Source organism: Leclercia sp. AS011 (genome assembly GCF_037152535.1).
GTDB lineage: Bacteria > Pseudomonadota > Gammaproteobacteria > Enterobacterales > Enterobacteriaceae > Enterobacter.
Genome location: NZ_JBBCMA010000005.1, coordinates 146,726 through 172,084, shown reverse-complemented (window position 1 = coordinate 172,084; position 25,359 = coordinate 146,726). Strand labels below are relative to the sequence as shown.

25 protein-coding genes are annotated in these 25,359 nt (G+C 56.3%); 17 read left to right on the top strand and 8 right to left on the bottom strand.

Annotated elements, in window-relative coordinates; genetic code table 11:
• The first annotated feature begins 77 nt into the window (after nt 1-77).
• The 6 genes from WFO70_RS18320 to coaD all read left to right on the top strand — a co-directional run bounded on the left by WFO70_RS18320 (nt 78) and on the right by coaD (nt 6,375).
• A complete protein-coding gene (locus tag WFO70_RS18320) occupies nt 78-1,061 on the top strand; it encodes a glycosyltransferase (RefSeq protein WP_337018162.1) in 984 nt (327 codons plus the stop codon).
• Nucleotides 1,062-1,069: 8 nt separating this feature from the next.
• Nucleotides 1,070-2,041: a glycosyltransferase gene (locus WFO70_RS18315; RefSeq protein WP_337018160.1), complete on the top strand. Its 972-nt coding sequence runs from the start codon at nt 1,070-1,072 to the stop codon at nt 2,039-2,041.
• Nucleotides 2,042-2,059: 18 nt separating this feature from the next.
• Nucleotides 2,060-3,694, top strand: a complete 1,635-nt coding sequence (locus WFO70_RS18310) for a sulfatase-like hydrolase/transferase (RefSeq protein ID WP_337018159.1) — start codon at nt 2,060-2,062, stop codon at nt 3,692-3,694.
• Between the two features lie 153 nt (nt 3,695-3,847).
• On the top strand, nt 3,848-5,122 hold the full coding sequence (waaA, locus tag WFO70_RS18305; RefSeq protein WP_337018157.1) for a lipid IV(A) 3-deoxy-D-manno-octulosonic acid transferase: 1,275 nt from the start codon (nt 3,848-3,850) through the stop codon (nt 5,120-5,122).
• Entirely contained in the window at nt 5,122-5,892 is a 771-nt protein-coding gene (locus WFO70_RS18300; RefSeq protein WP_337018156.1) for a glycosyltransferase family 2 protein, read from the top strand. The genes waaA and WFO70_RS18300 overlap by 1 nt, the downstream gene beginning before the upstream one ends.
• 3 nt (nt 5,893-5,895) lie before the next feature.
• Nucleotides 5,896-6,375, top strand: a complete 480-nt coding sequence (coaD, locus tag WFO70_RS18295; protein ID WP_077226466.1) for a pantetheine-phosphate adenylyltransferase — start codon at nt 5,896-5,898, stop codon at nt 6,373-6,375.
• 49 nt (nt 6,376-6,424) lie between these two features.
• On the opposite strand, the gene mutM is transcribed toward coaD, so the two are convergent.
• The 4 genes from mutM to radC all read right to left on the bottom strand — a co-directional run bounded on the left by mutM (nt 6,425) and on the right by radC (nt 8,615).
• Nucleotides 6,425-7,234 (bottom strand): bifunctional DNA-formamidopyrimidine glycosylase/DNA-(apurinic or apyrimidinic site) lyase, encoded by an 810-nt coding sequence (mutM, locus tag WFO70_RS18290; protein WP_333852679.1) that lies wholly within the window; start codon nt 7,232-7,234, stop codon nt 6,425-6,427.
• Between the two features lie 72 nt (nt 7,235-7,306).
• Nucleotides 7,307-7,474: a 50S ribosomal protein L33 gene (rpmG, locus tag WFO70_RS18285; protein ID WP_003024094.1), complete on the bottom strand. Its 168-nt coding sequence runs from the start codon at nt 7,472-7,474 to the stop codon at nt 7,307-7,309.
• A 22-nt stretch (nt 7,475-7,496) separates the two neighbouring features.
• Nucleotides 7,497-7,733 (bottom strand): 50S ribosomal protein L28, encoded by a 237-nt coding sequence (gene rpmB / locus WFO70_RS18280; RefSeq protein WP_002436699.1) that lies wholly within the window; start codon nt 7,731-7,733, stop codon nt 7,497-7,499.
• Nucleotides 7,734-7,949: 216 nt separating this feature from the next.
• Nucleotides 7,950-8,615 carry a RadC family protein gene (radC, locus tag WFO70_RS18275; protein ID WP_337018153.1) on the bottom strand — a complete coding sequence of 222 codons (666 nt, stop codon included), beginning with the start codon at nt 8,613-8,615 and terminating at the stop codon, nt 7,950-7,952.
• Between the two features lie 174 nt (nt 8,616-8,789).
• On the opposite strand from radC, the gene coaBC reads away from it, so the two are divergent.
• From coaBC to slmA, 3 genes are all read left to right on the top strand, one after another.
• Nucleotides 8,790-10,001, top strand: coding sequence for a bifunctional phosphopantothenoylcysteine decarboxylase/phosphopantothenate--cysteine ligase CoaBC (gene coaBC, locus WFO70_RS18270; RefSeq protein WP_337018291.1), 1,212 nt, complete (start codon nt 8,790-8,792; stop codon nt 9,999-10,001).
• Entirely contained in the window at nt 9,979-10,437 is a 459-nt protein-coding gene (gene dut / locus WFO70_RS18265; RefSeq protein ID WP_337018151.1) for a dUTP diphosphatase, read from the top strand. The genes coaBC and dut overlap by 23 nt, the downstream gene beginning before the upstream one ends.
• Nucleotides 10,438-10,554: 117 nt before the next feature.
• Nucleotides 10,555-11,151 (top strand): nucleoid occlusion factor SlmA, encoded by a 597-nt coding sequence (gene slmA / locus WFO70_RS18260; RefSeq protein ID WP_106995437.1) that lies wholly within the window; start codon nt 10,555-10,557, stop codon nt 11,149-11,151.
• 41 nt (nt 11,152-11,192) lie between these two features.
• Here the strand turns inward: slmA and pyrE are convergent, their stop codons facing one another.
• A complete protein-coding gene (gene pyrE / locus WFO70_RS18255; protein WP_337018148.1) occupies nt 11,193-11,834 on the bottom strand; it encodes an orotate phosphoribosyltransferase in 642 nt (213 codons plus the stop codon).
• Nucleotides 11,835-11,904: 70 nt separating this feature from the next.
• Entirely contained in the window at nt 11,905-12,621 is a 717-nt protein-coding gene (gene rph, locus WFO70_RS18250) for a ribonuclease PH (protein ID WP_032615700.1), read from the bottom strand.
• Nucleotides 12,622-12,745: 124 nt separating this feature from the next.
• Here rph and WFO70_RS18245 point away from each other — a divergent pair, with 124 nt between their 5' ends.
• From WFO70_RS18245 to WFO70_RS18235, 3 genes are all read left to right on the top strand, one after another.
• Nucleotides 12,746-13,609, top strand: a complete 864-nt coding sequence (locus tag WFO70_RS18245) for a YicC/YloC family endoribonuclease (RefSeq protein WP_337018146.1) — start codon at nt 12,746-12,748, stop codon at nt 13,607-13,609.
• Nucleotides 13,610-13,813: 204 nt separating this feature from the next.
• On the top strand, nt 13,814-14,431 hold the full coding sequence (locus WFO70_RS18240; protein ID WP_337018144.1) for a trimeric intracellular cation channel family protein: 618 nt from the start codon (nt 13,814-13,816) through the stop codon (nt 14,429-14,431).
• Nucleotides 14,432-14,552: 121 nt separating this feature from the next.
• A complete protein-coding gene (locus tag WFO70_RS18235; protein ID WP_337018142.1) occupies nt 14,553-16,205 on the top strand; it encodes a phosphoethanolamine transferase in 1,653 nt (550 codons plus the stop codon).
• Here WFO70_RS18235 and ligB read toward each other — a convergent pair.
• The gene (gene ligB / locus WFO70_RS18230; protein ID WP_337018140.1) at nt 16,202-17,872 is read right to left on the bottom strand and encodes an NAD-dependent DNA ligase LigB; all 1,671 of its coding nucleotides are present in this window, start codon (nt 17,870-17,872) and stop codon (nt 16,202-16,204) included. The two genes, WFO70_RS18235 and ligB, sit on opposite strands and share 4 nt — an antisense overlap.
• Nucleotides 17,873-18,123: 251 nt before the next feature.
• On the opposite strand from ligB, the gene gmk reads away from it, so the two are divergent.
• Genes gmk through recG form a run of 5 tightly spaced genes read left to right on the top strand, consistent with a single transcriptional unit; the run spans nt 18,124 to nt 23,986 of the window.
• Complete coding sequence (gene gmk, locus WFO70_RS18225) at nt 18,124-18,747, top strand: guanylate kinase (RefSeq protein WP_337018139.1); 624 nt, start codon at nt 18,124-18,126, stop codon at nt 18,745-18,747.
• 54 nt (nt 18,748-18,801) lie between these two features.
• Nucleotides 18,802-19,077, top strand: coding sequence for a DNA-directed RNA polymerase subunit omega (gene rpoZ / locus WFO70_RS18220; protein WP_032615688.1), 276 nt, complete (start codon nt 18,802-18,804; stop codon nt 19,075-19,077).
• 19 nt (nt 19,078-19,096) lie between these two features.
• Nucleotides 19,097-21,211: a bifunctional GTP diphosphokinase/guanosine-3',5'-bis pyrophosphate 3'-pyrophosphohydrolase gene (gene spoT / locus WFO70_RS18215; protein ID WP_337018137.1), complete on the top strand. Its 2,115-nt coding sequence runs from the start codon at nt 19,097-19,099 to the stop codon at nt 21,209-21,211.
• 4 nt (nt 21,212-21,215) lie between these two features.
• Nucleotides 21,216-21,905 (top strand): tRNA (guanosine(18)-2'-O)-methyltransferase TrmH, encoded by a 690-nt coding sequence (trmH, locus tag WFO70_RS18210; RefSeq protein ID WP_337018136.1) that lies wholly within the window; start codon nt 21,216-21,218, stop codon nt 21,903-21,905.
• 2 nt (nt 21,906-21,907) lie between these two features.
• A complete protein-coding gene (gene recG, locus WFO70_RS18205; protein WP_337018134.1) occupies nt 21,908-23,986 on the top strand; it encodes an ATP-dependent DNA helicase RecG in 2,079 nt (692 codons plus the stop codon).
• On the opposite strand, the gene gltS is transcribed toward recG, so the two are convergent.
• Nucleotides 23,987-25,189, bottom strand: coding sequence for a sodium/glutamate symporter (gltS, locus tag WFO70_RS18200; protein WP_337018132.1), 1,203 nt, complete (start codon nt 25,187-25,189; stop codon nt 23,987-23,989).
• Between the last annotated feature and the right edge of the window lie 170 nt (nt 25,190-25,359).

Sequence of the window (25,359 nt, the reverse complement as noted above, 5' to 3'; positions counted from 1 at the left end):
AGCCTGTCGGCTGTCGAATTGCCAGCAAATGGCCTCGTTATACCCTTTTTATTGCTGCGTATTTTTACGGAGAAAGCATGTCTGAAACGCCTCAATTAAGCCTCATCGTTGCCGTTTTTAACGGCGAAAAATTCCTGAGCGCTTTTTTTGACAGCATTAAACAGCAGAATTTATCGAGCCTGGAACTCATTATTGTTAATGACGGCTCAACGGATGGCTCCGCTGAAATTATTGCCCGCTATGCCGACGAATTTAGCCATTTCAGGATAATCGATCAGCCAAATGGTGGCGTATCGGCCGCACGCAATACCGGTCTTGCTGTGGCGACCGGCGAATACGTTGCCTTCCCGGATATTGATGACGTTATTTACCCTGGCATGTACCCGCGCCTGCTGGATATCGCCTTCGCGGGTCAGCTGGATGTGGCGACCTGTAACGGCACCTATATTTATGACGACGGCCGCCCGTCGAAAAAGATTTTCCCGTCCGACAAGCTGGCCTCAACAGGCGTGCTCGATGGCCCTGAATGGCTGCAGATGGCCCTGGCCTCGCGCAAATTCCTGCATGTCACCTGGTTGAATATCTACCGCCACGCCTTTATTAAAGCGCAGGGTTTTACCTTTGAACACGGCCTGCGTCATCAGGATATTCCCTGGACCACAGAAGTGCTGCTGACGGCCAAACGCGTGCAGTATATTGACGAAGTCTATTATGACTACCTGATCCACTCCGCGTCGGTATCGCACACGCCTGGCACCGACGACACGCGGATGCGCTCTTCGCGCCACTATATGAAAATCCTCGAAATGCTGGATGCCATCAATAAACGCTATCCAGAACAGGTAAAGCGTGTTCCGGCCTGCCGGTGGCAAATTGCCAAAGAGGGATTAGGGATCCTGCACAGCATTAACAATATTGAAGACAGCGCGAAAAAACGCGAAATCACCCAGGAACTGTTCGATCGCGGCATCTGGTCGATGATCTGGCAAAACGCGAGGGGTTTGCGCCAGCGCTGGCGTCTGGGACGTCGTTACTTCCGCCTTAAAAAAATCATCGGCTAACGAACATTATGAGCAAACTTAAATTACACGCGGTCTCCCGCGCTGATTTCATCGCCAAGAACTATGCAGACTTCCAGACGCTGCTGGATAACCGCGTCAATCCGGATACCATCCCGGAGCGTTTCTACTGCGGCGGACGCGGCGGCTGGACCTTCCAGACCACCCTCGCGCTGAAACACTATTACGGTGACGACATCGAGTGCTCGTTTGGATCGGAGTGTCGCCCGGATGCCATCAACCTGATGCATAACGATGATTTTGGCTCGCGCGTCAAACCCTGGCGTGGCGTGACCGTTGTCGCCCGTGCCGACCGCCCACCGGTGATTGGCGCTGACGTGGTTGTGGATCAGAACCCGGAAGCCGATAACCGTAGCAACGGCGTTTTTGTTCCCTACTGGCCGCAGCCGGGGGTAAAACCGCGTGAGCGTACCGATGAAACCGTTAAAACCGTGGCCTTTTTTGGCCGCGTGGACAGCTTCCCGGAAGCGTTCCGCAGCGAGGCTTTTAAGAAGCGCCTTGCCGAACAGGGCATTGATCTGCGTATCTCCTTCGATAACTGGACCAACTATCAGGACGTGGACGTCTGCATCAGCTTCCGCAAATCGCACGACCACAAACTGGCCCGCAAACCTGCCAGCAAGCTGATTAACAACTGGCTGGGTAAAACGGTAATGATCTGCGATGACGAGCCTTCGTACCGCGCAATCCGCGAAAGCGAGTTCGACTACCTGATCGCCAAAACCCCGGACGAAGCCTTCGATGCCATTATGCGGCTGAAAAACAATCCGGACCTGTATCGCCAGATGCGCGCGCAGGGCGACAAACGTCTGCAGGTTTACTCCCGCGAAGCGGTCGCCGCACGTTGGTTAAGCCTGTTTGAGGATATCTGGCGTAAAGGACTGCATAAACGCCCAACCCTGGTTCGTGCACTGCGTTTTGGTTTCGGTAAAGCCATTCGCCCGCTGACTAAAAAGTTTTAAGTAACCTTGAGTCCGTTCATGTTTAAAACATCCTCACAATCGTCACTCACGCCGCGCCGTAATATTCTGCGTACCGTGATACTCACACTGGTTTTCCTGGTGCTGTTTTCCCTGTGTGAAATCATCATCCTGCTGAAAGACCATGTTTATCAGCCGAAATCCAGCGACATGTCGCTGTATCTGATCATTTCCGTGCTGGCGGCCATCAGCGCCCGCTATTTCCTGACCCGTCTGCTGCTGGCCATCACCTTTATCGTGCAGATATCGGAAGCGGTCTATTACCAGTTCTACGGCCAGTTTTATGGCCCGAGTGAAGTCTGGCTGGCTTTTGTTGAAACCAAAGATATCGCCAGCGGCATCACGGACAGTCTGGGATCGCTTGGGATCTACTTTGCCATCATGGCCGTTGCGGTGATCTTTGCGCTGGTCTTTACCCGTCGTCTGGCGCCGCAGTGGCATAAATGGGTGGCGATGCCGTGCCTGCTGGCTATCGTGGTGATGTTTGCCGGTCAGTTCTATAAAGCTATCGACGGGCAGATGTATAAATTCAACCCGGACCTGCGCCACTCTTTACTGCGCAATGGTCTGTCGGCCATGAGCTACAGCGCCATTCGCCTGATCCCGGAAGCCCTTTCTGGCGAAAACCAGAGCGTTACGCACTATGAGCCCTATAAGGTCACACCGGTGGAGGGCAGCCACGCCGGGAAATACTCCATCATCCTGGCGATTGGCGAAAGCCTCAACCCGCATCATGTCAGCGCCCTGGGTTACGAACGCGACACCACGCCGGAACTGAAAGCGCTGATGCAGCAGTATCAGGGAACCGGCCGCCTGATCGTCTCGAACGCAGTTTCGACCCGTGTGGCGATCCCGATGCTGGTCAACAACCTGCGCGAACCGGACAACTACGCCGCCTATAAGTCGAAGTCGACCAACATCTTTACCAATGCCAAAAAGCAGGGCTACCAGACGGCGTTTATCTCTGCTCAGGGCCTGGAAGGGTTGAGCAACTGGATTGGCATCCATGATATCGACCTGTGGGAAGATACGCAGATCCGCCCGGCACCGGATGTGGGTGCAGACGTGGTGCTGACTCCTTCCGTTGAGCAGGCGAAGCTGGACTGGAACAAACCTTTCCTGATGGTGCTGAACAGCCGCGCGCCGCATATCCCTTATGAGCGCAATATCCCGCAGGGCTTCGCCAAATTCTCTACCCCACGCCTGAGTGACGACGTGGCGCAGAAGAAAAATGAGTACGATGATGCCGTGCGTCTGTACGACAAAGAGCTGGCCTCGGCGATCCGTACCGCGATGGCGAAATCTAAACTGCCGGTGCTGGTGTTTATTACCTCGGATCACGGCGAACGCGTCGGTGATGGCGGGCTGTTCGGCCACTCGATTGTCGAGATGCCGATTGCCCAGGTGCCGTTCCTCTACTTCAGTAACGATCCGGCGTATGCGATGAGCGCTATCAGCCCACAGGTCCCGCTTAACCATTTCCAGATGGCGACGCTGATCAACAGGATGCTGGGGTATGCGGTCAGTAACCCGAACCAGAAGGACGACAGCTACTACATCACCGGGGGGGATATTCGCGGCCTGTCGGAGCGCGTCACCTACCACCTGAACGAACTGCCGGAAGCGGAACGTTAAGCAGAAATCATTAAACGGGCATCTGATGCCCGTTTTTTTATCTGCGAACGCACGTAACGCAGGCAAATGGCTGAGCAAAAGCGCAAAGGGATAGCTTTAAACGGCCTAAATGCTTAGAATTTGCCCGCCGAAACTGAAAAAACGGATAATCGCTTGGAATTGTTGTATACCGCTCTGCTCTACATTATTCAGCCACTGGTGTGGCTACGACTGCTGCTACGTAGCCGTAAAGCGCCCGCCTACCGTAAACGCTGGGCTGAACGCTATGGTTTCTGCCGCAACAAAGTTGCGCCGGACGGTATCCTGCTCCACTCCGTGTCCGTGGGCGAAACGCTGGCGGCTATTCCGCTGGTCCGCGCCCTGCGTCACCGTTATCCGTCGCTGCCGATCACCGTCACCACCATGACGCCAACCGGCTCCGAACGCGCCATGTCCGCTTTTGGCAAAGATGTGCATCACGTCTATCTGCCTTACGATTTACCCTGCGCCATGAACCGTTTCCTCAACACCGTGCGTCCCAAGCTGGTGATCGTGATGGAAACGGAACTGTGGCCAAATATGATTTCCGCCCTGCACAGTCGTAAAATTCCCCTGGTGGTGGCTAACGCCCGCCTGTCGGAACGATCTGCGAAGGGGTATGGCAAGCTGGGCAAATTTATGCGCCGCCTGCTGAGTAAAATCACCCTGATTGCCGCCCAGAATGAAGAAGACGGCGCGCGATTCCTGTCGCTGGGCCTGAAGCGCAACCAGCTGGCGGTCACCGGCAGCCTGAAGTTTGATATTTCGGTGACCCCGGAACTGGCAGCCAGAGCGATTACCCTGCGTCGCCAGTGGGCACCGCGCCGTAAGGTGTGGATCGCCACCAGCACCCACGACGGCGAAGAAGAGATTATCCTCCAGGCGCATCGCCAGCTTCTGGAAAGCTTCCCGGATCTGCTGTTAATTCTGGTGCCACGTCATCCTGAGCGTTTTAAAGATGCCCGTGACATGGTGCAGAAAGGCGGGTTCAGCTTCATTATGCGCAGCAGCGGTGAAATCCCCTCCTCCGGCACCCAGGTGGTGATTGGCGATACCATGGGTGAGCTGATGTTGCTGTACGGCATTGCCGACCTGGCCTTTGTTGGCGGGAGTCTCGTGGAGCGCGGCGGGCATAACCCGCTTGAGCCGGCAGCACACGCCATTCCTGTGCTGATGGGGCCGCATACCTTCAACTTCAAAGATATCTGCGCCAAACTGCAGCAGGCTGACGGGCTGATTACGGTCACCGATGCGAATTCCATCGTGAAGGAAGTGTCGACCCTGCTGACCGACGAAGACTATCGTCTGTGGTATGGCCGTCACGCTGTCGAAGTGCTGCATCAGAATCAGGGGGCATTGACCCGCCTGCTGCAACTGCTGCAACCTTACCTGCCCGTGCGGAGCCATTAATGTCTGCGCGTCTGTCGGTGGTGATGATCGCCAAAAACGCCGCAGACCTGCTGCCGGATTGCCTCGCTTCCGTGGCCTGGGCCGATGAGATCGTCCTGCTCGATTCCGGTAGTAACGACGCCACCCTCGAGGTCGCCCGCGCGGCCGGGGTGCAGGTCCATATCAATACCGACTGGCAGGGTTACGGCATTCAGCGCCAGCGCGCGCAGCAGTTCGCCACCGGCGAGTATGTGCTGATGATCGACACCGACGAGCGCGTCACGCCAGAGCTGCAACAGGCCATCCAGCGCGTGCTGGAAGCACCTCAGCCTGATACCGTCTACAGCATCGCCCGGCGCAACTACTTCCTGGGTCGCTTTATGCGCCACAGCGGCTGGTATCCCGATCGCGTGATGCGCCTGTACCCACGCACGCGCTATCAGTACAACGATAACCTGGTGCATGAATCCCTGGCCTGCGACGGCGCGCACGTGGTTGCCCTCGAGGGCGATCTGCTGCACCTCACCTGCCGTGATTTCGCCAGCTTCCAGCGCAAACAGCTTAACTACGCCACGGCCTGGGCTCAGGAGCGCCATCAGCGCGGTAAGACTACCTCGCTGGCGGGTATCTTCAGCCACACCGTCGGAGCGTTCCTGAAGACGCTGGTGCTGCGTGGCGGCGTGCTGGACGGTAAACAGGGCTGGTTACTGGCGGTGGTTAACGCTCAGTATACTTTTAATAAATACACCGAGCTGTGGGCGCTGAACCGCGGCTACTCAGAGAAAGCGTGAGCCATGAGCACAAAAGCGATCTATCCGGGTACCTTCGATCCCATCACCAACGGTCACATTGACATCGTCACCCGTGCGGCCAGCATGTTTGATACGGTGATTCTGGCGATTGCCGCCAGCCCCAGCAAAAAGCCGCTGTTCGACCTTGAGGAGCGGGTGGCCCTGGCAAAAGCCGCTACCGCGCACCTGCCCAATGTGGACGTGGTGGGCTTTAGCGACCTGATGGCGAACTTTGCCCGCGCTCAGCAGGCCAATATCCTGATTCGCGGCCTGCGTGCGGTAGCCGATTTTGAATATGAGATGCAGCTGGCGCACATGAACCGCCATCTGATGCCCGAGCTGGAGAGCGTCTTCCTGATGCCCTCCAAAGAGTGGTCGTTTATCTCCTCTTCGCTGGTGAAAGAGGTGGCGCGCCACGCGGGTGATGTCACCCATTTCCTGCCTGCCGTGGTGCATCAGGCGTTGATGGACAAGCTGAAGTAGCTCCTGCCTTTTCGCCGGGCGGCGCTGCGCTTGCCCGGCCTACAACACATCACTTCTGGCACTGACGACAGTAGAAGGTGGCGCGCTGAGCGTGCTTCGTCGCCACTATTGGCGCACCGCAGACCCGACATGGCTCATCTTTACGGCCATAGACCTGTAGCTCCTGAGCAAAGTAGCCCGGCTTGCCGTCGCTCTGCAGGAAGTCCTTCAGGGTGGTTCCGCCCTGCTCAATCGAACGCAGCAGCACCGCTTTAATCACCCTCACCAGCAGCTCGCACTCTTGTGCAGAGAGGGAGGAGGCCAGGCGATCGGGATGGATCCCGGCGGCGAACAGCGATTCACTGGCGTAGATGTTACCGACGCCGACCACCAGCTTGTTGTCCATCAGCCAGGGTTTAATCGGGCTTTTCTTCTTCGCGCACTTCGCCTTCAGGTACTCCGCATCAAAATCATCCGAGAGCGGCTCCGGCCCCAGGTGCGCGAGCACGTTATGCCCTTCCAGCTCCTTCGTCCACAGCCAGGCGCCAAAGCGGCGGGGATCGGTATAGCGCAGCACTTTGCCGTTACTCATCACCAGATCGACGTGGTCGTGCTTTTCCGCAGGCAGCTCTTCGCTGAGAATGCGCAGGCTCCCGGACATCCCCAGGTGGATGATGATCCAGCCATCCGGCAGCTCCAGCAGCAGGTACTTCGCGCGACGCTGTACGCTGAGGACGGGTTTATCGCTCAGGGCGTGGATCTCATCAGATACCGGCCAGCGCAGACGACCGTTACGGACAACAGCATGAAGAATGGTCGCACCGACCAGGTGAGGCTCAATGCCACGGCGGCTGGTCTCTACCTCAGGTAATTCAGGCATGGTTCCTCCGTTGAGATGCAGAATGCAAAAAACCCCGCAGATGCGGGGTTTTTCAGTACAAGGAGTCTAAAATTATTTAATTTTAGCTTCTTTGTACAGTACGTGCTGGCGTACAACTGGATCGAACTTTTTCAGTTCCAGTTTTTCCGGCTTAGTACGTTTGTTCTTCGTGGTGGTGTAGAAGTGACCTGTACCAGCAGAAGAAACCAGCTTGATTTTCTCGCGAATACCTTTAGCCATGATTTAGTTCCTCTTTAAGTACTTAGTACTTTTCGCCACGGGCACGCAGTTCGGACAGAACTGTATCGATGCCTTTCTTATCAATAACACGCATACCTTTAGCAGATACACGCAGGGTGACAAAACGCTTCTCGCTCTCAACCCAGAAACGGTGAGAGTGCAGGTTCGGCAGGAAACGGCGTTTAGTCGCGTTCAGTGCGTGGGAACGGTTGTTACCGGTCACCGGACGCTTGCCAGTAACTTGGCAGACTCGGGACATGTCTATTCTCCAAAAATCAAATTAGCTCGAGCTTCGTATGGGGTATCGGCGCCTCGTCAGGCTTTACAGCCCGGTCATCGCAGTTCTAAGTGAACCATCGATTGCCAGGCCCAATTGCCAAACCCGAGATTCTCAAAGGTGGCGTAGTATACGCTGACTCGAGGATGTGCTCAAGTCCCGAACAGACAAAGATCCCGATGGATCGCGAGAAATGGCTTAAATCCATCCACGTTCTGCAAACGAAACGTACTCTCCACGACCTATCACCAGATGATCAAGAACACGAATGTCCATGAATTGACAGCATTTCATGATGCGTGCGGTCACGTCTCTGTCGGCTTTGCTCGGTTCGGCGCGCCCTGAGGGGTGATTATGCGCGAGGATCACGCCAGCGGCATTCACTTTTATCGCTTCGCGTACAATTTCTCGTGGATGCACCTCCACATGACTCAGGGTCCCCGAAAATAACCGGGAATGTTTCAGCACCCGGTTTTGATTATCGAGGAAAATCACCATAAAAATCTCTCGCTCCTCTTCCGCCAGCTGGCTGCGCACAAATTCCCGGGTCATCTCCGGGTTCTCCAGCGGACTTTCTCGTCTTATGCCCGAGCAGTAGTAACGACGGGCAAGCTCTGCAATTCCCCTGAGCTGGGCGAAGGTTGCAATACCGATCCCGTCCACCCGCCTGAAGGCTGGCAACTCGGCGCTCAGCAAGCCATGCAGAGAGCCGAAATGCTGCAACAGGTCTTTCGATAGCGTGAAAACGCTTTTACTTCGCGTGCCGGTTCGCAGGAACAGCGCCAGCAGCTCATCGTCCGTCAGCGTCGTCGCGCCCTCAGCGAGCATTTTTTCCCGCGGCAACTGCGGGGATGATGTGTCCATACTCTCTCCTCCTTGCTGGTCAGGCTATGCTGCCACAGACCCGGACACCTCACGATGACGGATTTCTGGTCTTGCGTAACGCCTCGCAAAGTGGCGGATGGACACCATCCCGATGCATTTCGGATTGTGATAAAATGCCCCCCTCTCAGGTGAACCCAACAGGAAAGAATCATGATGAGCCTGGCCGGTAAAAAAATCGTTCTCGGCGTCAGCGGCGGCATTGCAGCCTATAAAGCGCCGGAACTGGTGCGCCGTTTGCGTGAGCGCGGCGCGGACGTGCGGGTGGCAATAACCGAAGGGGGCAAAGCGTTCATTACGCCATTGAGCCTGCAGGCCGTGTCGGGCTACCCGGTGTCGGACAGCCTGCTCGATCCGGCAGCAGAAGCGGCGATGGGGCATATCGAGCTGGGTAAGTGGGCAGATTTAGTCATCCTCGCCCCGGCCACTGCCGATCTCATCGCCCGCGTGGCTGCCGGCATGGCCAACGATCTGGTCTCCACCATCTGCCTCGCCACCCCGTCCCCCGTCGCCGTGGTGCCTGCCATGAACCAGCAGATGTACCGCAATGCGGCCACCCAGCATAATCTGGCGACGCTGGCCTCTCGTGGCCTGCTGATCTGGGGGCCAGACAGCGGCAGCCAGGCCTGTGGCGATGTCGGCCCGGGCCGCATGCTGGATCCGCTGGCGATTGTGGATCTGGCCGCTGGCCATTTTTCACCTGTCAACGATCTGCAACATCTCAGCATCATGATTACCGCGGGCCCGACGCGCGAACCGTTGGATCCGGTGCGCTATATCACTAACCAAAGCTCCGGCAAGATGGGCTTTGCCATTGCCGCCGCCGCCGCACAGCGCGGCGCCAGGGTCACGCTGGTCAGCGGCCCGGTATCGCTGCCGACGCCACCGCGGGTGCAACGTATCGACGTCACGACCGCGCTGGAGATGGAAGCAGCGGTTCAGGCGCAGGCGCAACAGCAGCAGATTTTTATTGGCTGTGCCGCCGTGGCAGACTACCGCGCAGCCGCCGTCGCGGATGAGAAAATTAAAAAGCAAGGCGATGAAATCACAATAAAAATGGTGAAAAACCCGGATATCGTTGCCGGTGTCGCCGCACTAAAAGATCGTCGACCTTACGTTGTTGGGTTTGCCGCTGAAACGAATAATGTGGAAGAATATGCCCGGCAAAAACGTACCCGCAAAAACCTCGATTTGATTTGCGCGAACGACGTATCGCTGGCCACCCAAGGATTTAACAGCGATAGCAACGCATTGCACCTATTCTGGCAGGATGGAGAGAAAGTCTTACCGCTTGAGCGCAAGGAACTCCTGGGCCAACTATTACTGGACGAGATCGTTACCCGTTATGATGAAAAAAATCGACGTTAAGATTCTGGACCCGCGCGTTGGTCAGGAATTCCCGCTGCCGACCTATGCCACTTCCGGCTCTGCTGGTCTTGATCTGCGTGCCTGCCTCGACGACGCCGTAGAGCTGGCACCGGGCGCCACTACGCTGCTGCCGACCGGTCTTGCCATCCACATTGCCGATGCCTCTCTGGCGGCGGTGATCCTGCCGCGTTCTGGCCTTGGTCATAAGCATGGCATCGTGCTGGGCAACCTGGTGGGCCTGATCGATTCTGACTATCAGGGTCAGCTGATGGTCTCCGTCTGGAACCGTGGCCAGGACAGCTTCACCATTCAACCCGGCGAGCGTGTCGCCCAGATGGTGTTCGTCCCGGTGGTACAGGCTGAATTTAATCTGGTAGAAGACTTCGACGCCACCGATCGCGGCGAAGGCGGCTTTGGCCATTCCGGGCGTAAATAAACCCGGCTAAACGCATCCCACAATCTAATAACGTATTAACACACCGCAAACAGACGTTTGCGGTCGTTGTGTGGATGTCAGCCTGACAAGTGCTTATTTTCAGGGGTATTTTGCAACATGGCAGAAAAACAAACAGCGAAAAGGAATCGTCGCGAAGAAATACTTCAATCTCTGGCTCTGATGCTTGAATCCAGCGATGGCAGTCAACGCATCACCACCGCGAAACTGGCCGCCTCTGTGGGCGTGTCGGAAGCGGCGCTGTACCGTCATTTCCCCAGCAAAACGCGGATGTTCGACAGCCTGATCGAGTTTATCGAAGACAGCCTGATCACCCGCATCAACCTGATTCTGAAGGATGAAAAAGACACCACCGCACGGCTGCGTCTGATTGTTCAGCTGATCCTCGGTTTTGGCGAGCGCAATCCGGGTTTAACCCGTATCCTGACCGGCCACGCGCTGATGTTTGAACAGGACAGGCTGCAGGGGCGCATTAATCAGCTTTTCGAACGTATTGAAGCGCAGCTGCGCCAGGTATTGCGCGAAAAGAAGATGCGTGAAGGCGAGGGTTACAGCATTGATGAATCACTGCTTGCCGGGCAGGTGCTGGCCTTCTGTGAGGGGATGCTCTCCCGCTTTGTGCGCAGTGAATTCAAATATCGTCCAACGGACGATTTTGACGCCCGCTGGCCGTTAGTGGCGGCCCAGTTGCAATAACAATGCAGGCCCGGTAAGCGCAGCGTCACCGGGCAATTCATTTACACGCCAAACTCTTCGCGATATGCACGTACCGCCGCCAGGCTCTCTGCCATCTCCGGCTTCTCTTCCAGATAGGCAATCAGGTCTTTCAGGGTGATGATCGACGTTACTTTGCAGCTGTAGTCGCGCTCCACTTCCTGAATGGCAGAGATGTCGCCACGTCCGCGCTCCTGGCGGTCCAGCGAGATCAGCACACCCGCCAGCGTCGCGTTGTGGGCCTGGATAATCTCCATCGATTCACGAATGGCGGTGCCCGCGGTGATCACATCGTCCACCAGCATGACCCGGCCTTGCAGCGCGCTGCCCACCAGATTGCCCCCTTCACCGTGGGTTTTGGCCTCTTTACGGTTAAAGCAGTACGGCACGTCACGATCGTGGTGCTCTGCCAGCGCCACCGCGGTGGTGGTGGCAATCGGAATACCTTTGTACGCCGGGCCAAACAGCAGGTCGAATTCGATCCCGGAATCAACCAGCGCTTCGGCATAGAAGCGGCCTAACAGTGCCAGATCGCGCCCGGTATTAAACAGCCCGGCGTTAAAGAAATAGGGGCTCTTGCGCCCGGATTTCAGCGTAAATTCGCCAAACTTAAGTACCTGCTTGCTAAGCGCAAACTCAATAAACTGGCGCTGATAGGGTTTCATGGGTTTACTCCTCATCTGACTTTGCTTTTCTACGGACAAAAAAAAGGCGACTCATCAGTCGCCTTTAAAATTAATTTTCTAACGCCGCCTTCTGCGTCGTTACGATAGATTCGATCCCCTCCCGGGCTAGCGCCAGGAGCGCGAGAAGCTCTTCATGGGTAAAGGGCTCACCTTCTGCCGTGCCCTGCACCTCAATGATACGACCGTCTTCGGTCATCACCACGTTCATGTCGGTCTCTGCCGCGGAGTCTTCAACGTACTCCAGATCGCACAGTGCTTCGCCATTGACGATCCCAACGGATACCGCTGCAACCATGCCTTTCAGCGGGTTAGCTTTCAGCTTACCGGCCGCGACCAGTTTGTTCAGGGCATCGGCCAGCGCCACGCAGGCACCGGTAATGGAGGCAGTACGCGTACCGCCGTCCGCCTGGATCACGTCGCAGTCCAGGGTGATGGTGAATTCGCCCAGCGTTTTCAGATCAACCGCAGCGCGCAGCGCACGGGCGATCAGACGCTGGATCTCCATGGTGCGGCCACCCTGTTTACCCTTCGCTGCTTCGCGGGCGTTACGGGTGTGGGTAGAGCGTGGCAGCATGCCGTATTCGGCAGTGATCCAGCCCTGACCCTGGCCTTTCAGGAAACGCGGCACGCCCTCTTCAATGGAAGCGGTGCACAGCACTTTGGTGTCACCAAATTCAACAAGCACAGAGCCTTCAGCGTGTTTTGTATAGTTACGGGTCAGGGTGACGGGGCGCACCTGGTTGGCGCTACGACCTGATGGACGCATGATGATATCTCCGGCTTGAAACGAATGTGGCTGCGCATTATACGGATTAAACGCGCTTATTCCTATCCTGAGAAAGCCCCGAAAGCTATAATCCCCCCATCTCTCCTTAAAAACGGAAATGTCTATGATCCGCAGTATGACCGCCTACGCCCGCCGTGAAATCAAGGGTAGCTGGGGCAGCGCGACCTGGGAAATGCGCTCGGTAAACCAACGCTATCTTGAAACCTATTTCCGTCTGCCGGAGCAGTTCCGCAGTCTTGAGCCTGTGGTTCGTGAGCGTATCCGTGCTCGCCTGACGCGCGGAAAGATTGAGTGCAACCTGCGTTTTGAGCCTGATGCGAGTGCGCAAGGGGAGCTGATCCTCAACGAAAAACTGGCTAAGCAGCTGGTGAACGCCGCTAACTGGGTCAAGATGCAGAGCGACGAAGGCGAAATCAATCCGGTAGACATTCTGCGCTGGCCTGGAGTGATGGCGGCTGGCGAACAGGATCTGGATGCGATTACCGCTGAAATCCTGGCGGCGCTGGACGGTACGCTGGACGATTTCATCGTGGCCCGTGAAACCGAAGGTCAGGCGCTGAAGGCGCTGATCGAGCAGCGTCTGGAAGGCGTGAGCGGCGAAGTGGTGAAAGTGCGTTCCCATATGCCGGAGATCCTGCAGTGGCAGCGTGAGCGTCTGGTTGCCAAACTGGAAGATGCCGAAGTTCAGCTGGAGAATAACCGTCTCGAGCAAGAACTGGTGCTGATGGCCCAGCGTATCGATGTTTCCGAAGAGCTGGATCGCCTGGAAGCGCACGTCAAAGAGACCTACAACATTCTGAAGAAGAAAGAGGCCGTAGGCCGCCGTCTCGACTTTATGATGCAGGAGTTCAACCGCGAATCGAACACCCTGGCATCGAAATCGATCAATGCCGACGTCACCAATTCTGCGATTGAGCTGAAGGTGCTGATTGAACAAATGCGCGAGCAGATTCAGAACATCGAATAATCATCCCGGGTAGCTCAGCTTGAGCTACCCATTACTTTTTCTCATGCTATAAACCATCGTTATATAACAATTGTCTTTTCTACGTTGATAAAAATGCAGTGAATGGATTAGCTAAACTAAGCTAAAAACCTTCGCCTTAGAAAAACTCAATCGTGATCTGCTCCTCAAAAGGCTACTCTGCCGACGTTTTATTTGGGGGCAACAATGCTTTTACACATTCTCTATCTGATTGGTATTACGGCCGAAGCGATGACCGGTGCGCTGGCGGCTGGACGTCGTCGTATGGATACGTTCGGTGTCATCATCATCGCCACCGCAACGGCGCTCGGCGGGGGCTCTGTTCGCGATATGTTGCTAGGGCACTATCCCCTCGGCTGGGTCAAACACCCTGAGTATGTGGTAATTGTGGCTGTTGCTGCTGTGCTCACGACTATTTTCGCCCCTGTGATGCCCTACCTCCGGCGTCTGTTTCTGGTACTGGACGCGTTAGGCCTGATCGTGTTCTCTATTATTGGTGCGCAGATTGCGCTGGATATGGGGGAAGGTCCGATCATAGCGTCTATCGCCGCCGTGGTGACTGGCGTATTTGGCGGCGTTTTGCGCGATATGTTTTGTAAACGTATTCCGCTGGTTTTCCAGAAGGAGCTTTACGCCGGGATCTCATTCGCTTCAGCCTTGCTGTACATCACATTGCAGCATTATGTATCGAACAACGATCTCATCGTGATCGCAACGCTACTCACTGGTTTCAGCCTGCGTATGCTGGCGCTGCGCTTAAAACTTGGGTTACCCGTTTTTCATTACACACACGATTCGCACTAAATTTTGGACGCAGGGATATCCGGTATATGCACAATAAAAAGCACTTTTGCAGACTTAAAATATATCGAAAAGCGAATACAATACCGTTCTGCAATCACTTTGAAAAATATACTGAGAACTGATGTCATTTGCTAAAGCCTCCGTCCTCATCATAGATAAAAAAATCAGCAGCCATTTTTTAATCTTGCTGCTGATCTCTGTATTGTTACAAATATGGCCAGTGTACTTTACGCAACCTGCTCGTTTTATGGTGCGTATTGCGATTTGTAATAGTCTTTTGTTGCTTAGCGCGGCGGCTATCTATCGCTACATTCCTGGTAAAATTATTGCCTTCATTCTTACTGTTTTTTTGACGCTCAATTTTGCGTTTGCGTTCAATACCTGGAATGTTTACCAGAGCGAATTTAACACCGTTTTTGCCATGAGCATTCTGGCAACCCATATTGCTGAAGCTAAAAGCATGTCGGGACTCTATATCAGTAGTCTTCCCGTTATCATGGCCTATTTTTTTATCACCTGGTATGCCATTAAGTCGCTGAGCGAAAATCTGTCGGATCGGGCAAAAACTATCAGTATGGTGTTACTGGTTGGCTACATGGGCTGGTATTCCACCGCAAACTGGCTGAAACAGCGCAAAGACCTGGAGGTCTATTATCCGTTAAGTTCGCGGATCCTGACGAATACGCCATTTTACACCGGTTCGGAATTTATTATCGCTTACCGGGATAGTGCATTGGCGGAAAAAATCAGTCAGCAAAATGTGCATTACCCTGCCCTGCAATACCACCAGACCGGCATTGAAAACTACGTGGTGATCGTCGGTGAATCCGCGCGCCGCAGCAATATGCAGCTTTATGGTTTCAACCAGGAAACCACGCCTGTCGAGTCATCGTTTAAAAAGAACGCGCTGATCTTTACGAATGCCATTGCCCCAGCATCAGCCACAGTGCTCGCAGTCCCGATGATTCTCAGTCAGGCCGACCCGGATAATTTCACTATCGACAAACTCGCCGACAATATTGTGAATATTGCCCGAAAAACAGGCTACTACACGGAATGGATCAGTGCGCAGGGGAGCTCAGGAAAGAGCAACAATTATATTGCGGCTATTGCATCCACCAGCCAAAAGTTGCGTTGGGTAAATACACAATATGATACGGAGCTGTTACCCGCTCTTGAAGAGGCACTGGAAAAACCCGGTAAAAAATTCATTGTTTTGCACATCAATGGCAGTCATGAAATGGCCTGTGACCGCTACCCTGCATCAGCCAGCGTTCTGAATACAGGGAATAAATATGAGGATTGCTATAACAATGCGATTCGTTATACCGATTACTTTATTGGCGAAGTGGCTAAGCGCCTGCAAAACACCCCGTCTTCAATGCTTTATTTTTCCGATCACGGGTTGGAAAAAAATCCGCTGCTGGAATCACTTTATATGCATGGTTCCCGTAATCCCAGTAAAGAGGCTTACCAAGTCCCACAGTTCATCTGGTACAGCCAGCCTGCACTTTCCAGCCAAAAACGACGGTTAGGATGGATTACAGACTACTGGTCCACCGCAAATAACTATTGGCTGATGCTCAACTGGCTTGGCATCTCTACGGGCATTGAAAACTGTCATTCAGTGCTGGGTACCTGCTACCAGAAGTCAACCGCCTTCCCGGTTATGGACGGCGGACGTCATATCTTCGAATATAGCCAGCTACGCGATACCTTTGACTCAGCCGATAAAAAAACGCCCTGGCGGAAAGCACAACCGGGATCCCTTTAAAATCCCCTGATGCCCTGTTCGCCCAGCCAGGCAGCCAGAGTCGTGACCGCGGGATCGTGGAAAAACTCGACCAGTTTTTTCGCTTTTTCCGCGCCGATGCCAGGAAGTTGTTGCCACTTTTTTGCATCTTTATCGCGTAACTGCTGCCACGAATGCTCATAAAGCGCTTTGGCTGCGGCTTTCGGTATGGGAACGCCCAGCGCAGCAACCCACCGAATAAAGGGCTGCTTACGAGCAAACTCAAAACGATGCCATAGCGTTAAGCCCCGCGTGGCATTCAGGCCTGGCGTGTTCTGGAGCTGCTCTTTGGTCCACGCCAGCCAGGAAAAGATGTTTTCCAGCTGATGGGCTTGATGTAATAGCCGCCAGTTCGACTCACCTACCCCTTCAATATCGAGCACTTGTTTCGAACTCAGCCAGGCCAGGCGGGCCATAAACTGCTCGTGGCATTCCGGCGAGGCATAAAAACAGGTGAGCGGCGTAAAGCGCGATTCTGGTGGGACCGGTTTTTGTCGGCTGGTCCCCCGCCAGACGACCTTATCCACCCGCGGGATCCCCTGTCCGGCCAGGCTGATCTGGACCTGATCGCCCGGCGCGATATCCAGTGCCTGCCAGCGACCCACCGACCCCAGATTGACGCGCTGCACCCGTTTATCATCAAGCTGTACGGGCTCGAGGGTGGCGACCACCGCTATCCTGCCGGTGCGTCCCACGGTAAAGGCGATCGCCCGAACCTCAGCGACCCGTGCCGCCGGGGCATATTTCCACGCCACTACCCAACTGCCGTCCCCGGGTAGCCAGCGTTTGCCTGCGGGCTCCTGTGCTGAGCGGATCACAATGCCATCGGTGACAAAAGGCAGCGGCGTGGTTAGCCAGCGGTCGCGCATTTTTTCAGCCTCATCCACCGAACCGATCGGGTGCGTCCAGGGTTCGGTGAGGGTGAAACCTGCCCGGGTTAACGCCTGCAGACGCTCGCCCATCGGGGCGGGACCGTCCGGCCAGGCCCAGATAAAGAGGCCGATGTGATCCAGAGTGGCGCTGGTATCCTGGCGCATCATCGCCCCGGCGACTTTTGCCCGCGCATTCATGCCGCCCATCTGCTGCTGGATATGGCTGTCGCGCTGTAAGAAGAGCTCTCCCTGCAGCACGCTGTTGGCGAGCGGGCCCGTTACTTTTGCGGGCACCGAGGCGATACGCTTTACTTTCGCCGTCCAGTCTTCGCCTTTCAGCCCATCGCCCCGGCTGGTGGCCTGTACCAGCTCCCCCTGGCGGTAGACCAGCGTCACCGCCACACCGTCCACTTTGGGCTGGATCCACAGGTCACGACGCGATCGCATCCACTGCCGGAGTGCCGCTTTATCGGCGACTTTCGCCACACCGGTATGGCTGACCGGATGCCTGACCGAACCGCCCGCAGGTAACAGCACGTCTGGCGTCGGTTCATCGCCAAAGCAGTGCCGCCACTGCTTCAGCCGCGCGGCCAGTTGGTCGTACACCTCGTCGTTGACCTCGCTGACGCCCTGCTGCCAGTACGCTTTATCCCAGCGGGCGATCTGCGCGCTGAGCCGGGCGATCTCCTGCTCTGCCTGCGTGGGCGACCAGACCGGGCATACCGCCAGACCGCAACCGCTCCAGAACCCCATCAACACCGCTAACCCTCGCCACATCGTCACTCCTCCCTGTTTTCCAGAGGGTATAACGCAGTGCGACACCCCACGCGACAGGCAAAACCAGACTTTACGAGCCCGCATCAGGACTTTGTTTCTGTTGCAGCAAACGGCGGAGAAAAGTGGAAAAGGGAGAGCAAAAATCAACACAGAAGCGGAAAAAGTGTGACAAAGGCTACGTCACGAAGCGGCGACGTGTATAATAAGCCCGTATGTAGGACTTTCTTCGCTAACACATACAAAAGACTCTCATGGCTCAAGGCACGCTTTATATTGTTTCTGCCCCTAGTGGCGCGGGTAAATCCAGCCTGATTCAGGCACTGTTAAAAACCCAACCGTTGTACGATACCCAGGTGTCGGTTTCTCACACCACGCGCGCGCCGCGTCCGGGTGAAGTGCACGGTGAACACTATTTCTTTGTCGATCACGACGAATTCAGAACGATGATTGGCAGAGATGCGTTTCTTGAACACGCGGAAGTCTTCGGTAATTACTACGGCACCTCGCGTGAAACCATCGAGCAGGTACTGTCGACCGGCGTAAACGTGTTCCTGGATATCGACTGGCAGGGCGCCCAGCAGATTCGCAAGAAAATGCCTGAGTCGCGCAGTATCTTTATTTTACCGCCGTCGAAAGATGAGCTGGATCGCCGTCTTCGTGGCCGCGGCCAGGATAGCGAAGAGGTTATCGCAAAACGTATGGCCCAGGCAGTTGCGGAAATGAGCCATTACGCCGAATATGATTACCTGATTGTGAATGATGATTTTGACGCCGCCCTGAGCGATCTCAAAACTATCCTTCGCGCCGAACGTCTGCGTATGAGCCGCCAGAAGCAGCGACATGACGCATTAATCACCAAACTGTTGGCAGACTGAACCCACATTCAGTATCATGCCCAGTCATTTCTTCATCTGTGGAGCATTTTAAGTATGGCACGCGTAACTGTTCAGGACGCTGTAGAGAAAATTGGTAACCGTTTTGACCTGGTGCTGGTCGCCGCGCGTCGCGCTCGTCAGATGCAGTCAGGCGGTAAAGATCCACTGGTACCGGAAGAAAACGATAAAACTACCGTTATCGCATTGCGTGAAATCGAAGAAGGTCTGATCAACAACCAGATCCTTGATGTTCGTGAACGCCAGGAGCAGCAAGAGCAGGAAGCCGCAGAACTGCAGGCCGTTACCGCCATTGCTGAAGGTCGTCGTTAATTAAACCTGCGGGTCGCCCTTGTATCTGTTTGAAAGCCTGAATCAACTGATTCAAACCTACCTGCCGGTAGACCAGATTAAGCGTCTCCAGCAGGCGTATCTCGTTGCACGTGACGCTCACGAGGGCCAGACACGTTCAAGCGGTGAACCCTATATCACGCACCCGGTAGCGGTGGCCTGTATTCTGGCCGAGATGAAACTCGACTATGAAACGCTGATGGCCGCCCTGCTGCATGACGTGATCGAAGATACCCCCGCCACCTACCAGGATATGGAACAGCTGTTTGGCAAAAGCGTTGCCGAGCTGGTGGAAGGGGTCTCTAAGCTTGATAAGCTGAATTTCCGCGACAAGAAAGAGGCGCAGGCCGAAAACTTCCGCAAAATGATCATGGCGATGGTGCAGGATATCCGCGTCATTCTGATCAAACTCGCTGACCGTACCCACAATATGCGCACCCTGGGCTCATTGCGCCCGGACAAACGTCGTCGCATTGCCCGTGAAACCCTCGAAATTTACAGCCCGCTGGCGCACCGTTTAGGTATTCATCACATTAAAACCGAGCTGGAAGAGCTGGGTTTTGAAGCCTTGTACCCGAACCGTTTCCGGGTGATCAAAGAGGTGGTGAAAGCCGCACGGGGTAACCGTAAAGAGATGATTCAGAAGATCCTTTCTGAAATCGAAGGGCGTTTGCAGGAAGCCGGTATTCCCTGCCGCGTCAGCGGTCGCGAAAAGCATTTGTACTCGATTTACCAGAAGATGGTGCTCAAGGAGCAGCGTTTTCACTCGATCATGGATATCTACGCGTTTCGCGTGATCGTCCACGACGCCGACACCTGCTACCGCGTACTTGGCCAGATGCACAGCCTGTACAAACCGCGTCCGGGTCGGATGAAAGACTATATCGCCATTCCGAAAGCGAACGGATATCAGTCTCTGCACACCTCGATGATTGGCCCGCACGGCGTGCCCGTTGAAGTGCAAATTCGTACCGAAGACATGGATCAGATGGCGGAGATGGGTGTTGCCGCGCACTGGGCTTATAAAGAGCACGGTGGCGAAAGCAGCACCACCGCACAAATCCGCGCCCAGCGCTGGATGCAGAGCCTGCTGGAGCTGCAACAGAGCGCCGGTAGCTCGTTTGAATTTATCGAGAGCGTTAAATCCGATCTCTTCCCGGATGAGATTTACGTTTTCACGCCAGAGGGGCGCATTGTCGAGCTGCCTGCTGGCGCAACTCCGGTCGACTTTGCTTACGCCGTGCATACCGATATCGGTCATGCCTGCGTGGGCGCGCGCGTCGATCGCCAGCCGTACCCGCTGTCACAGCCGTTGACCAGCGGCCAGACGGTGGAAATCATTACCGCACCTGGCGCCCGTCCGAACGCGGCGTGGCTCAACTTTGTGGTGAGCTCGAAAGCCCGCGCCAAGATCCGCCAGCTGCTGAAAAACCTCAAACGCGACGACTCCGTCAGCTTAGGCCGTCGTCTGCTCAACCACGCGTTGGGCGGTAGCCGTAAGCTGGCAGAGATCCCGAAAGAGAACGTGCAGCGTGAAATCGAGCGCATGAAGCTCGCCACGCTTGACGATCTGCTGGCGGAAATCGGTCTGGGTAACGCGATGAGCGTGGTGGTGGCGAAGAACCTGCAGCAGGGCGAAACCTCTGTGCCGCAGCCGTCATCAACCAGCCATGGCCATCTGCCGATCAAAGGCGCCGACGGCGTATTGATCACCTTTGCCAAATGCTGCCGACCGATCCCGGGCGACCCGATTATTGCCCACGTCAGCCCTGGTAAGGGCCTGGTTATCCATCACGAATCCTGTCGTAACATCCGTGGCTACCAGAAAGAGCCCGAGAAGTTTATGGCGGTTGAGTGGGATAAAGAGACCGAGCAGGAGTTCATCACCGAAATCAAGGTGGACATGTTCAACCACCAGGGTGCGCTGGCGAACCTGACCGCGGCAATCAACACGGCCTCTTCCAACATTCATAGCCTGAATACGGAAGAGAAAGATGGCCGTGTCTACAGCGCCTTTATTCGTCTGACCGCGCGGGACCGTGTGCATCTGGCGAACATCATGCGCAAAATTCGCGTGATGGCCGACGTGATCAAAGTCACCCGTAACCGAAACTAGCTTTATGAATTCAACACGTTATGCACGTATCTGTGAGATGCTCGCCAGGCGTCAGCCCGATCTGACGGTCTGCATGGAGCAGGTGCATAAACCGCATAACGTGGCTGCTATCGTCCGTACCGCCGACGCCGTCGGTGTGCATGAAGTGCACGCCGTCTGGAAGGGCACGCGGATGCGCCCGATGGCCTCTGCTGCCGCAGGCAGCAACAGCTGGGTGCAGGTTAAAGCCCACGATAATATTGCCGACGCTATTGCGCATCTGAAAGGGCGCGGCATGCAGATTCTGGCGACCCACCTTTCCGACAAAGCCGTCGACTTCCGCGAGATTGATTACACCCGCCCGACCTGCATTCTGATGGGTCAGGAGAAGACGGGGATCACCCAGGAAGCGTTAGATCTGGCGGATCAGGACATCATCATTCCGATGATCGGCATGGTGCAGTCCCTCAACGTCTCCGTGGCTTCCGCGCTCATTCTGTATGAAGCCCAGCGCCAGCGACAAAATGCCGGGATGTACAAACGCGAGAACAGCATGCTGCCGGAAGAGGAACAGCAGCGCCTGCTGTTTGAAGGCGGTTATCCGGTGCTGGCCAACGTGGCGAAGCAGAAAAGATTACCTTACCCCCACGTGAATATGCAGGGCGAAATTGAAGCCGATGCAACGTGGTGGGCCACCATGCAAGCGGCGAAGTAGTCATGCAAGGCCGCCTGCTGGATGCTGTGCCGCTCAATTCCCTGACGGGCGTTGGCGCGGCCCAGAGCAGCAAACTGGCAAAAATTGGCCTGCATACCGTGCAGGATCTCCTCCTGCACCTCCCCCTGCGTTACGAAGACCGCACCCAGCTCTATCAGATTGGCGACCTGCTGCCGGGCATTTATGCCACGGTGGAAGGGGAAGTTCTGAACAGCAACATCACCTTCGGCGGACGCCGGATGATGACCTGCCAGATCAGCGACGGCTCCGGCATTCTGACCATGCGCTTCTTTAACTTCAGCGCGGCGATGAAAAACAGCCTCGCTCACGGACGTCGGGTGCTGGCCTACGGCGAAGCCAAACGCGGGAAATACGGCGCGGAGATGATCCACCCGGAGTACCGCGTGCAGGGCGATCTCAGCACCCCGGAGATGCAGGAGACGCTCACCCCGGTCTACCCGACCACCGAAGGCATCAAGCAGGCGACGCTGCGCAAGCTGACCGATCAGGCGCTGGAGCTGCTCGACACCTGTGCCATTGCCGAACTGCTCCCACCCGAGCTGGCACAGGGAATGATGAGCCTGCCGGAGGCATTGCGCACCCTGCACCGCCCGCCGCCAACATTGCAGTTAAGCGATCTGGAGAGCGGGCAACATCCGGCGCAGCGCCGTCTGATTCTGGAAGAGCTGCTGGCGCATAACCTGAGCATGCTGGCGCTGCGCGCCGGTGCCCAGCGTTTTCACGCCCTGCCGCTCCCGGCCCAGGATGAATTAAAAGATAAGCTGCTGGCCTCACTGCCCTTTAAACCCACCGGAGCCCAGGCTCGGGTGACCGCCGAGATCGAGCGCGACCTGGCGCTGGACGTGCCAATGATGCGTCTGGTGCAGGGCGACGTCGGCTCCGGTAAAACGCTGGTGGCCGCGCTGGCTGCACTGCGCGCCATTGCCCACGGCAGACAGGTGGCCCTGATGGCGCCGACCGAACTGCTGGCCGAGCAGCACGCGAATAACTTCCGCAGCTGGTTTGCCCCGCTGGGGGTTGAAGTAGGCTGGCTGGCCGGAAAGCAAAAGGGCAAGGCGCGACAGGCGCAGCAGGACGCCATTGCCAGCGGGCAGGTGCAGATGATTGTCGGTACCCACGCCATCTTCCAGGAGCAGGTGCAGTTCCACGGCCTCGCGCTGGTGATCATTGATGAGCAGCACCGGTTTGGCGTGCATCAGCGCCTGGCGCTGTGGGAAAAAGGACTCCAGCAGGGGTACCATCCCCACCAGCTGATCATGACCGCCACCCCAATCCCGCGCACCCTGGCGATGACCGCCTACGCCGATCTCGACACCTCCACCATCGATGAACTGCCGCCGGGCCGTACGCCGGTGACGACCGTGGCGATTCCGGACACGCGCCGCAGCGACATCATCGATCGGGTGCGCAACGCCTGTCAGGAAGGGCGTCAGGCCTACTGGGTCTGTACCCTGATTGAAGAGTCGGATCTGCTGGAAGCCCAGGCGGCGGAAGCCACCTGGGAAGAGTTAAAGCTGGCCCTGCCGGAGCTGAACGTTGGCCTGGTCCATGGCCGGATGAAGCCTGCCGAGAAGCAGGCGGTGATGCAGGCCTTCAAGCAGGGCGATCTGCATCTGCTGATCGCCACCACGGTGATTGAAGTGGGGGTGGACGTGCCTAACGCCAGCCTGATGATCATCGAAAACCCGGAGCGTCTGGGCCTGGCGCAGCTCCACCAGCTGCGGGGTCGCGTCGGACGTGGCGCGGTGGCCTCGCACTGCGTATTGCTCTACAAAGCCCCGCTGTCGAAAACCGCCCAGAAGCGTCTGCAGGTGCTGCGCGACAGCAACGACGGCTTTGTGATTGCGCAACAGGATCTGGAGATCCGCGGCCCCGGCGAGCTGCTCGGCACCCGCCAGACCGGTAACGCCGAGTTTAAAGTGGCCGATTTGCTGCGCGATCAGGGGATGATCCCCGAAGTTCAGCGTCTGGCACGCCATATCCATGAACGCTACCCCGACCAGGCGGCAGCGTTAATCGAGCGCTGGATGCCCGAGACCGAGCGCTACTCCAACGCCTGATCAGCCAAACATCGGCAGCATCAGGTACAGCTTGATCACCAGCGCGTTAACGATATCAATAAAGAACGCCCCCACCATCGGCACCACCAGAAACGCCATGTGCGATGGCCCGAATCGTTCGGTGATCGCCTGCATATTGGCAATCGCCGTCGGGGTTGCCCCCAGACCAAACCCACAGTGACCCGCCGCCAGCACCGCTGCGTCGTAGTTTTTACCCATCATCCGCCAGGTCACGAACACCGCGTAGAACGCCATAAACAGGGTCTGTACCGCCAGAATGGCCAGCATCGGCAGCGCCAGCGAGGCCAGCTCCCACAGCTTGAGGCTCATCAGCGCCATCGCCAGGAACAGGGACAGGCAGACGTTGCCCAGCACCGATACCGCCCGTTCAAAGACGCGATAAAAGCCCATCAGCGCCAGGCCGTTGCTGAGGATCACCCCCACGAACAGCACGCAGACAAAGGTCGGTAGCTCAAAGGCAGACCCCGCCAGCAGTTGCGCAATGACCTTACCCACCGTCAGGCAGATGGCAATCAGCGCAATGGTTTCGATCAGCACCAGGGAGGTAATAATGCGCCCGACGTCCGGCTTCTCGAACGCCGACGGCACCGCTTCATCTTCCGGGCAGCCGTTCGGGGTGGCGGAGTGCTTCACCAGATAGCGCGCCACCGGGCCGCCGATCAGGCCTCCCAGCACCAGGCCAAAGGTGGCGCAGGCCATCGCCACTTCGGTGGCATTCTGGAAACCATAGCGCTCGATAAACAGCTTGCTCCACGCCGCCCCGGTCCCGTGTCCGCCGGAAAGCGTAATGGAGCCGGCCAGCAGGCCCATCAGTGGATCCAGCCCCAGCAGGGAGGCCATGCCGATACCGATGGCGTTCTGCATCACCAGCAGCCCGACCACCACAATCAAGAAGACGCCCAGCACTTTGCCACCGGCCCGCAGGCTGGCGAGATTGGCGTTCAGGCCGATGGTGGCGAAAAACGCCAGCATCAGCGGGTCTTTCAGGGACATATCAAAGTTGATTTCCCAGCCCATGCTTTTTTTCAGCACCAGCAGCGCAACGGCGGCCAGCAGCCCGCCCGCGACGGGCTCCGGGATGGTGTATTTTCTGAGAAGGGGGACACTGTGAACCAGTTTACGGCCAAGCAGTAAAACCAGCGTTGCCGCAACGAGGGTCGACAACGTATCGAGATGAATCATAGCGAGCTCCTTATATGGCACGTACTCCATCAACATGCGCGTTTTCCTGTGCCGTTTGCGCGACTTAAGCGCAATCGGGAGCAGGAGTGTAATGAACTTTGCCGTGGCGTGACAGAAAAGCCGCACTAAGCAGGGGGTTTTCTCTGCGATTTTTGCGAGCAATCGTTTGC

Coding starts and splice junctions, on each gene's coding strand:
- rpoZ (WP_032615688.1), top strand. CDS start 18,802: ATGGCACGCGTAACTGTTCAGGACGCTGTAGAGAAAATTGGTAACCGT.
- pyrE (WP_337018148.1), bottom strand. CDS start 11,834: ATGAAACCCTATCAGCGCCAGTTTATTGAGTTTGCGCTTAGCAAGCAG.
- slmA (WP_106995437.1), top strand. CDS start 10,555: ATGGCAGAAAAACAAACAGCGAAAAGGAATCGTCGCGAAGAAATACTT.
- WFO70_RS18245 (WP_337018146.1), top strand. CDS start 12,746: ATGATCCGCAGTATGACCGCCTACGCCCGCCGTGAAATCAAGGGTAGC.
- dut (WP_337018151.1), top strand. CDS start 9,979: ATGATGAAAAAAATCGACGTTAAGATTCTGGACCCGCGCGTTGGTCAG.
- WFO70_RS18310 (WP_337018159.1), top strand. CDS start 2,060: ATGTTTAAAACATCCTCACAATCGTCACTCACGCCGCGCCGTAATATT.
- WFO70_RS18320 (WP_337018162.1), top strand. CDS start 78: ATGTCTGAAACGCCTCAATTAAGCCTCATCGTTGCCGTTTTTAACGGC.
- coaBC (WP_337018291.1), top strand. CDS start 8,790: ATGAGCCTGGCCGGTAAAAAAATCGTTCTCGGCGTCAGCGGCGGCATT.
- radC (WP_337018153.1), bottom strand. CDS start 8,615: ATGGACACATCATCCCCGCAGTTGCCGCGGGAAAAAATGCTCGCTGAG.
- WFO70_RS18240 (WP_337018144.1), top strand. CDS start 13,814: ATGCTTTTACACATTCTCTATCTGATTGGTATTACGGCCGAAGCGATG.
- recG (WP_337018134.1), top strand. CDS start 21,908: ATGCAAGGCCGCCTGCTGGATGCTGTGCCGCTCAATTCCCTGACGGGC.
- rpmB (WP_002436699.1), bottom strand. CDS start 7,733: ATGTCCCGAGTCTGCCAAGTTACTGGCAAGCGTCCGGTGACCGGTAAC.
- mutM (WP_333852679.1), bottom strand. CDS start 7,234: ATGCCTGAATTACCTGAGGTAGAGACCAGCCGCCGTGGCATTGAGCCT.
- WFO70_RS18300 (WP_337018156.1), top strand. CDS start 5,122: ATGTCTGCGCGTCTGTCGGTGGTGATGATCGCCAAAAACGCCGCAGAC.
- trmH (WP_337018136.1), top strand. CDS start 21,216: ATGAATTCAACACGTTATGCACGTATCTGTGAGATGCTCGCCAGGCGT.
- coaD (WP_077226466.1), top strand. CDS start 5,896: ATGAGCACAAAAGCGATCTATCCGGGTACCTTCGATCCCATCACCAAC.
- WFO70_RS18315 (WP_337018160.1), top strand. CDS start 1,070: ATGAGCAAACTTAAATTACACGCGGTCTCCCGCGCTGATTTCATCGCC.
- WFO70_RS18235 (WP_337018142.1), top strand. CDS start 14,553: ATGTCATTTGCTAAAGCCTCCGTCCTCATCATAGATAAAAAAATCAGC.
- rpmG (WP_003024094.1), bottom strand. CDS start 7,474: ATGGCTAAAGGTATTCGCGAGAAAATCAAGCTGGTTTCTTCTGCTGGT.
- gmk (WP_337018139.1), top strand. CDS start 18,124: ATGGCTCAAGGCACGCTTTATATTGTTTCTGCCCCTAGTGGCGCGGGT.
- rph (WP_032615700.1), bottom strand. CDS start 12,621: ATGCGTCCATCAGGTCGTAGCGCCAACCAGGTGCGCCCCGTCACCCTG.
- ligB (WP_337018140.1), bottom strand. CDS start 17,872: ATGTGGCGAGGGTTAGCGGTGTTGATGGGGTTCTGGAGCGGTTGCGGT.
- gltS (WP_337018132.1), bottom strand. CDS start 25,189: ATGATTCATCTCGATACGTTGTCGACCCTCGTTGCGGCAACGCTGGTT.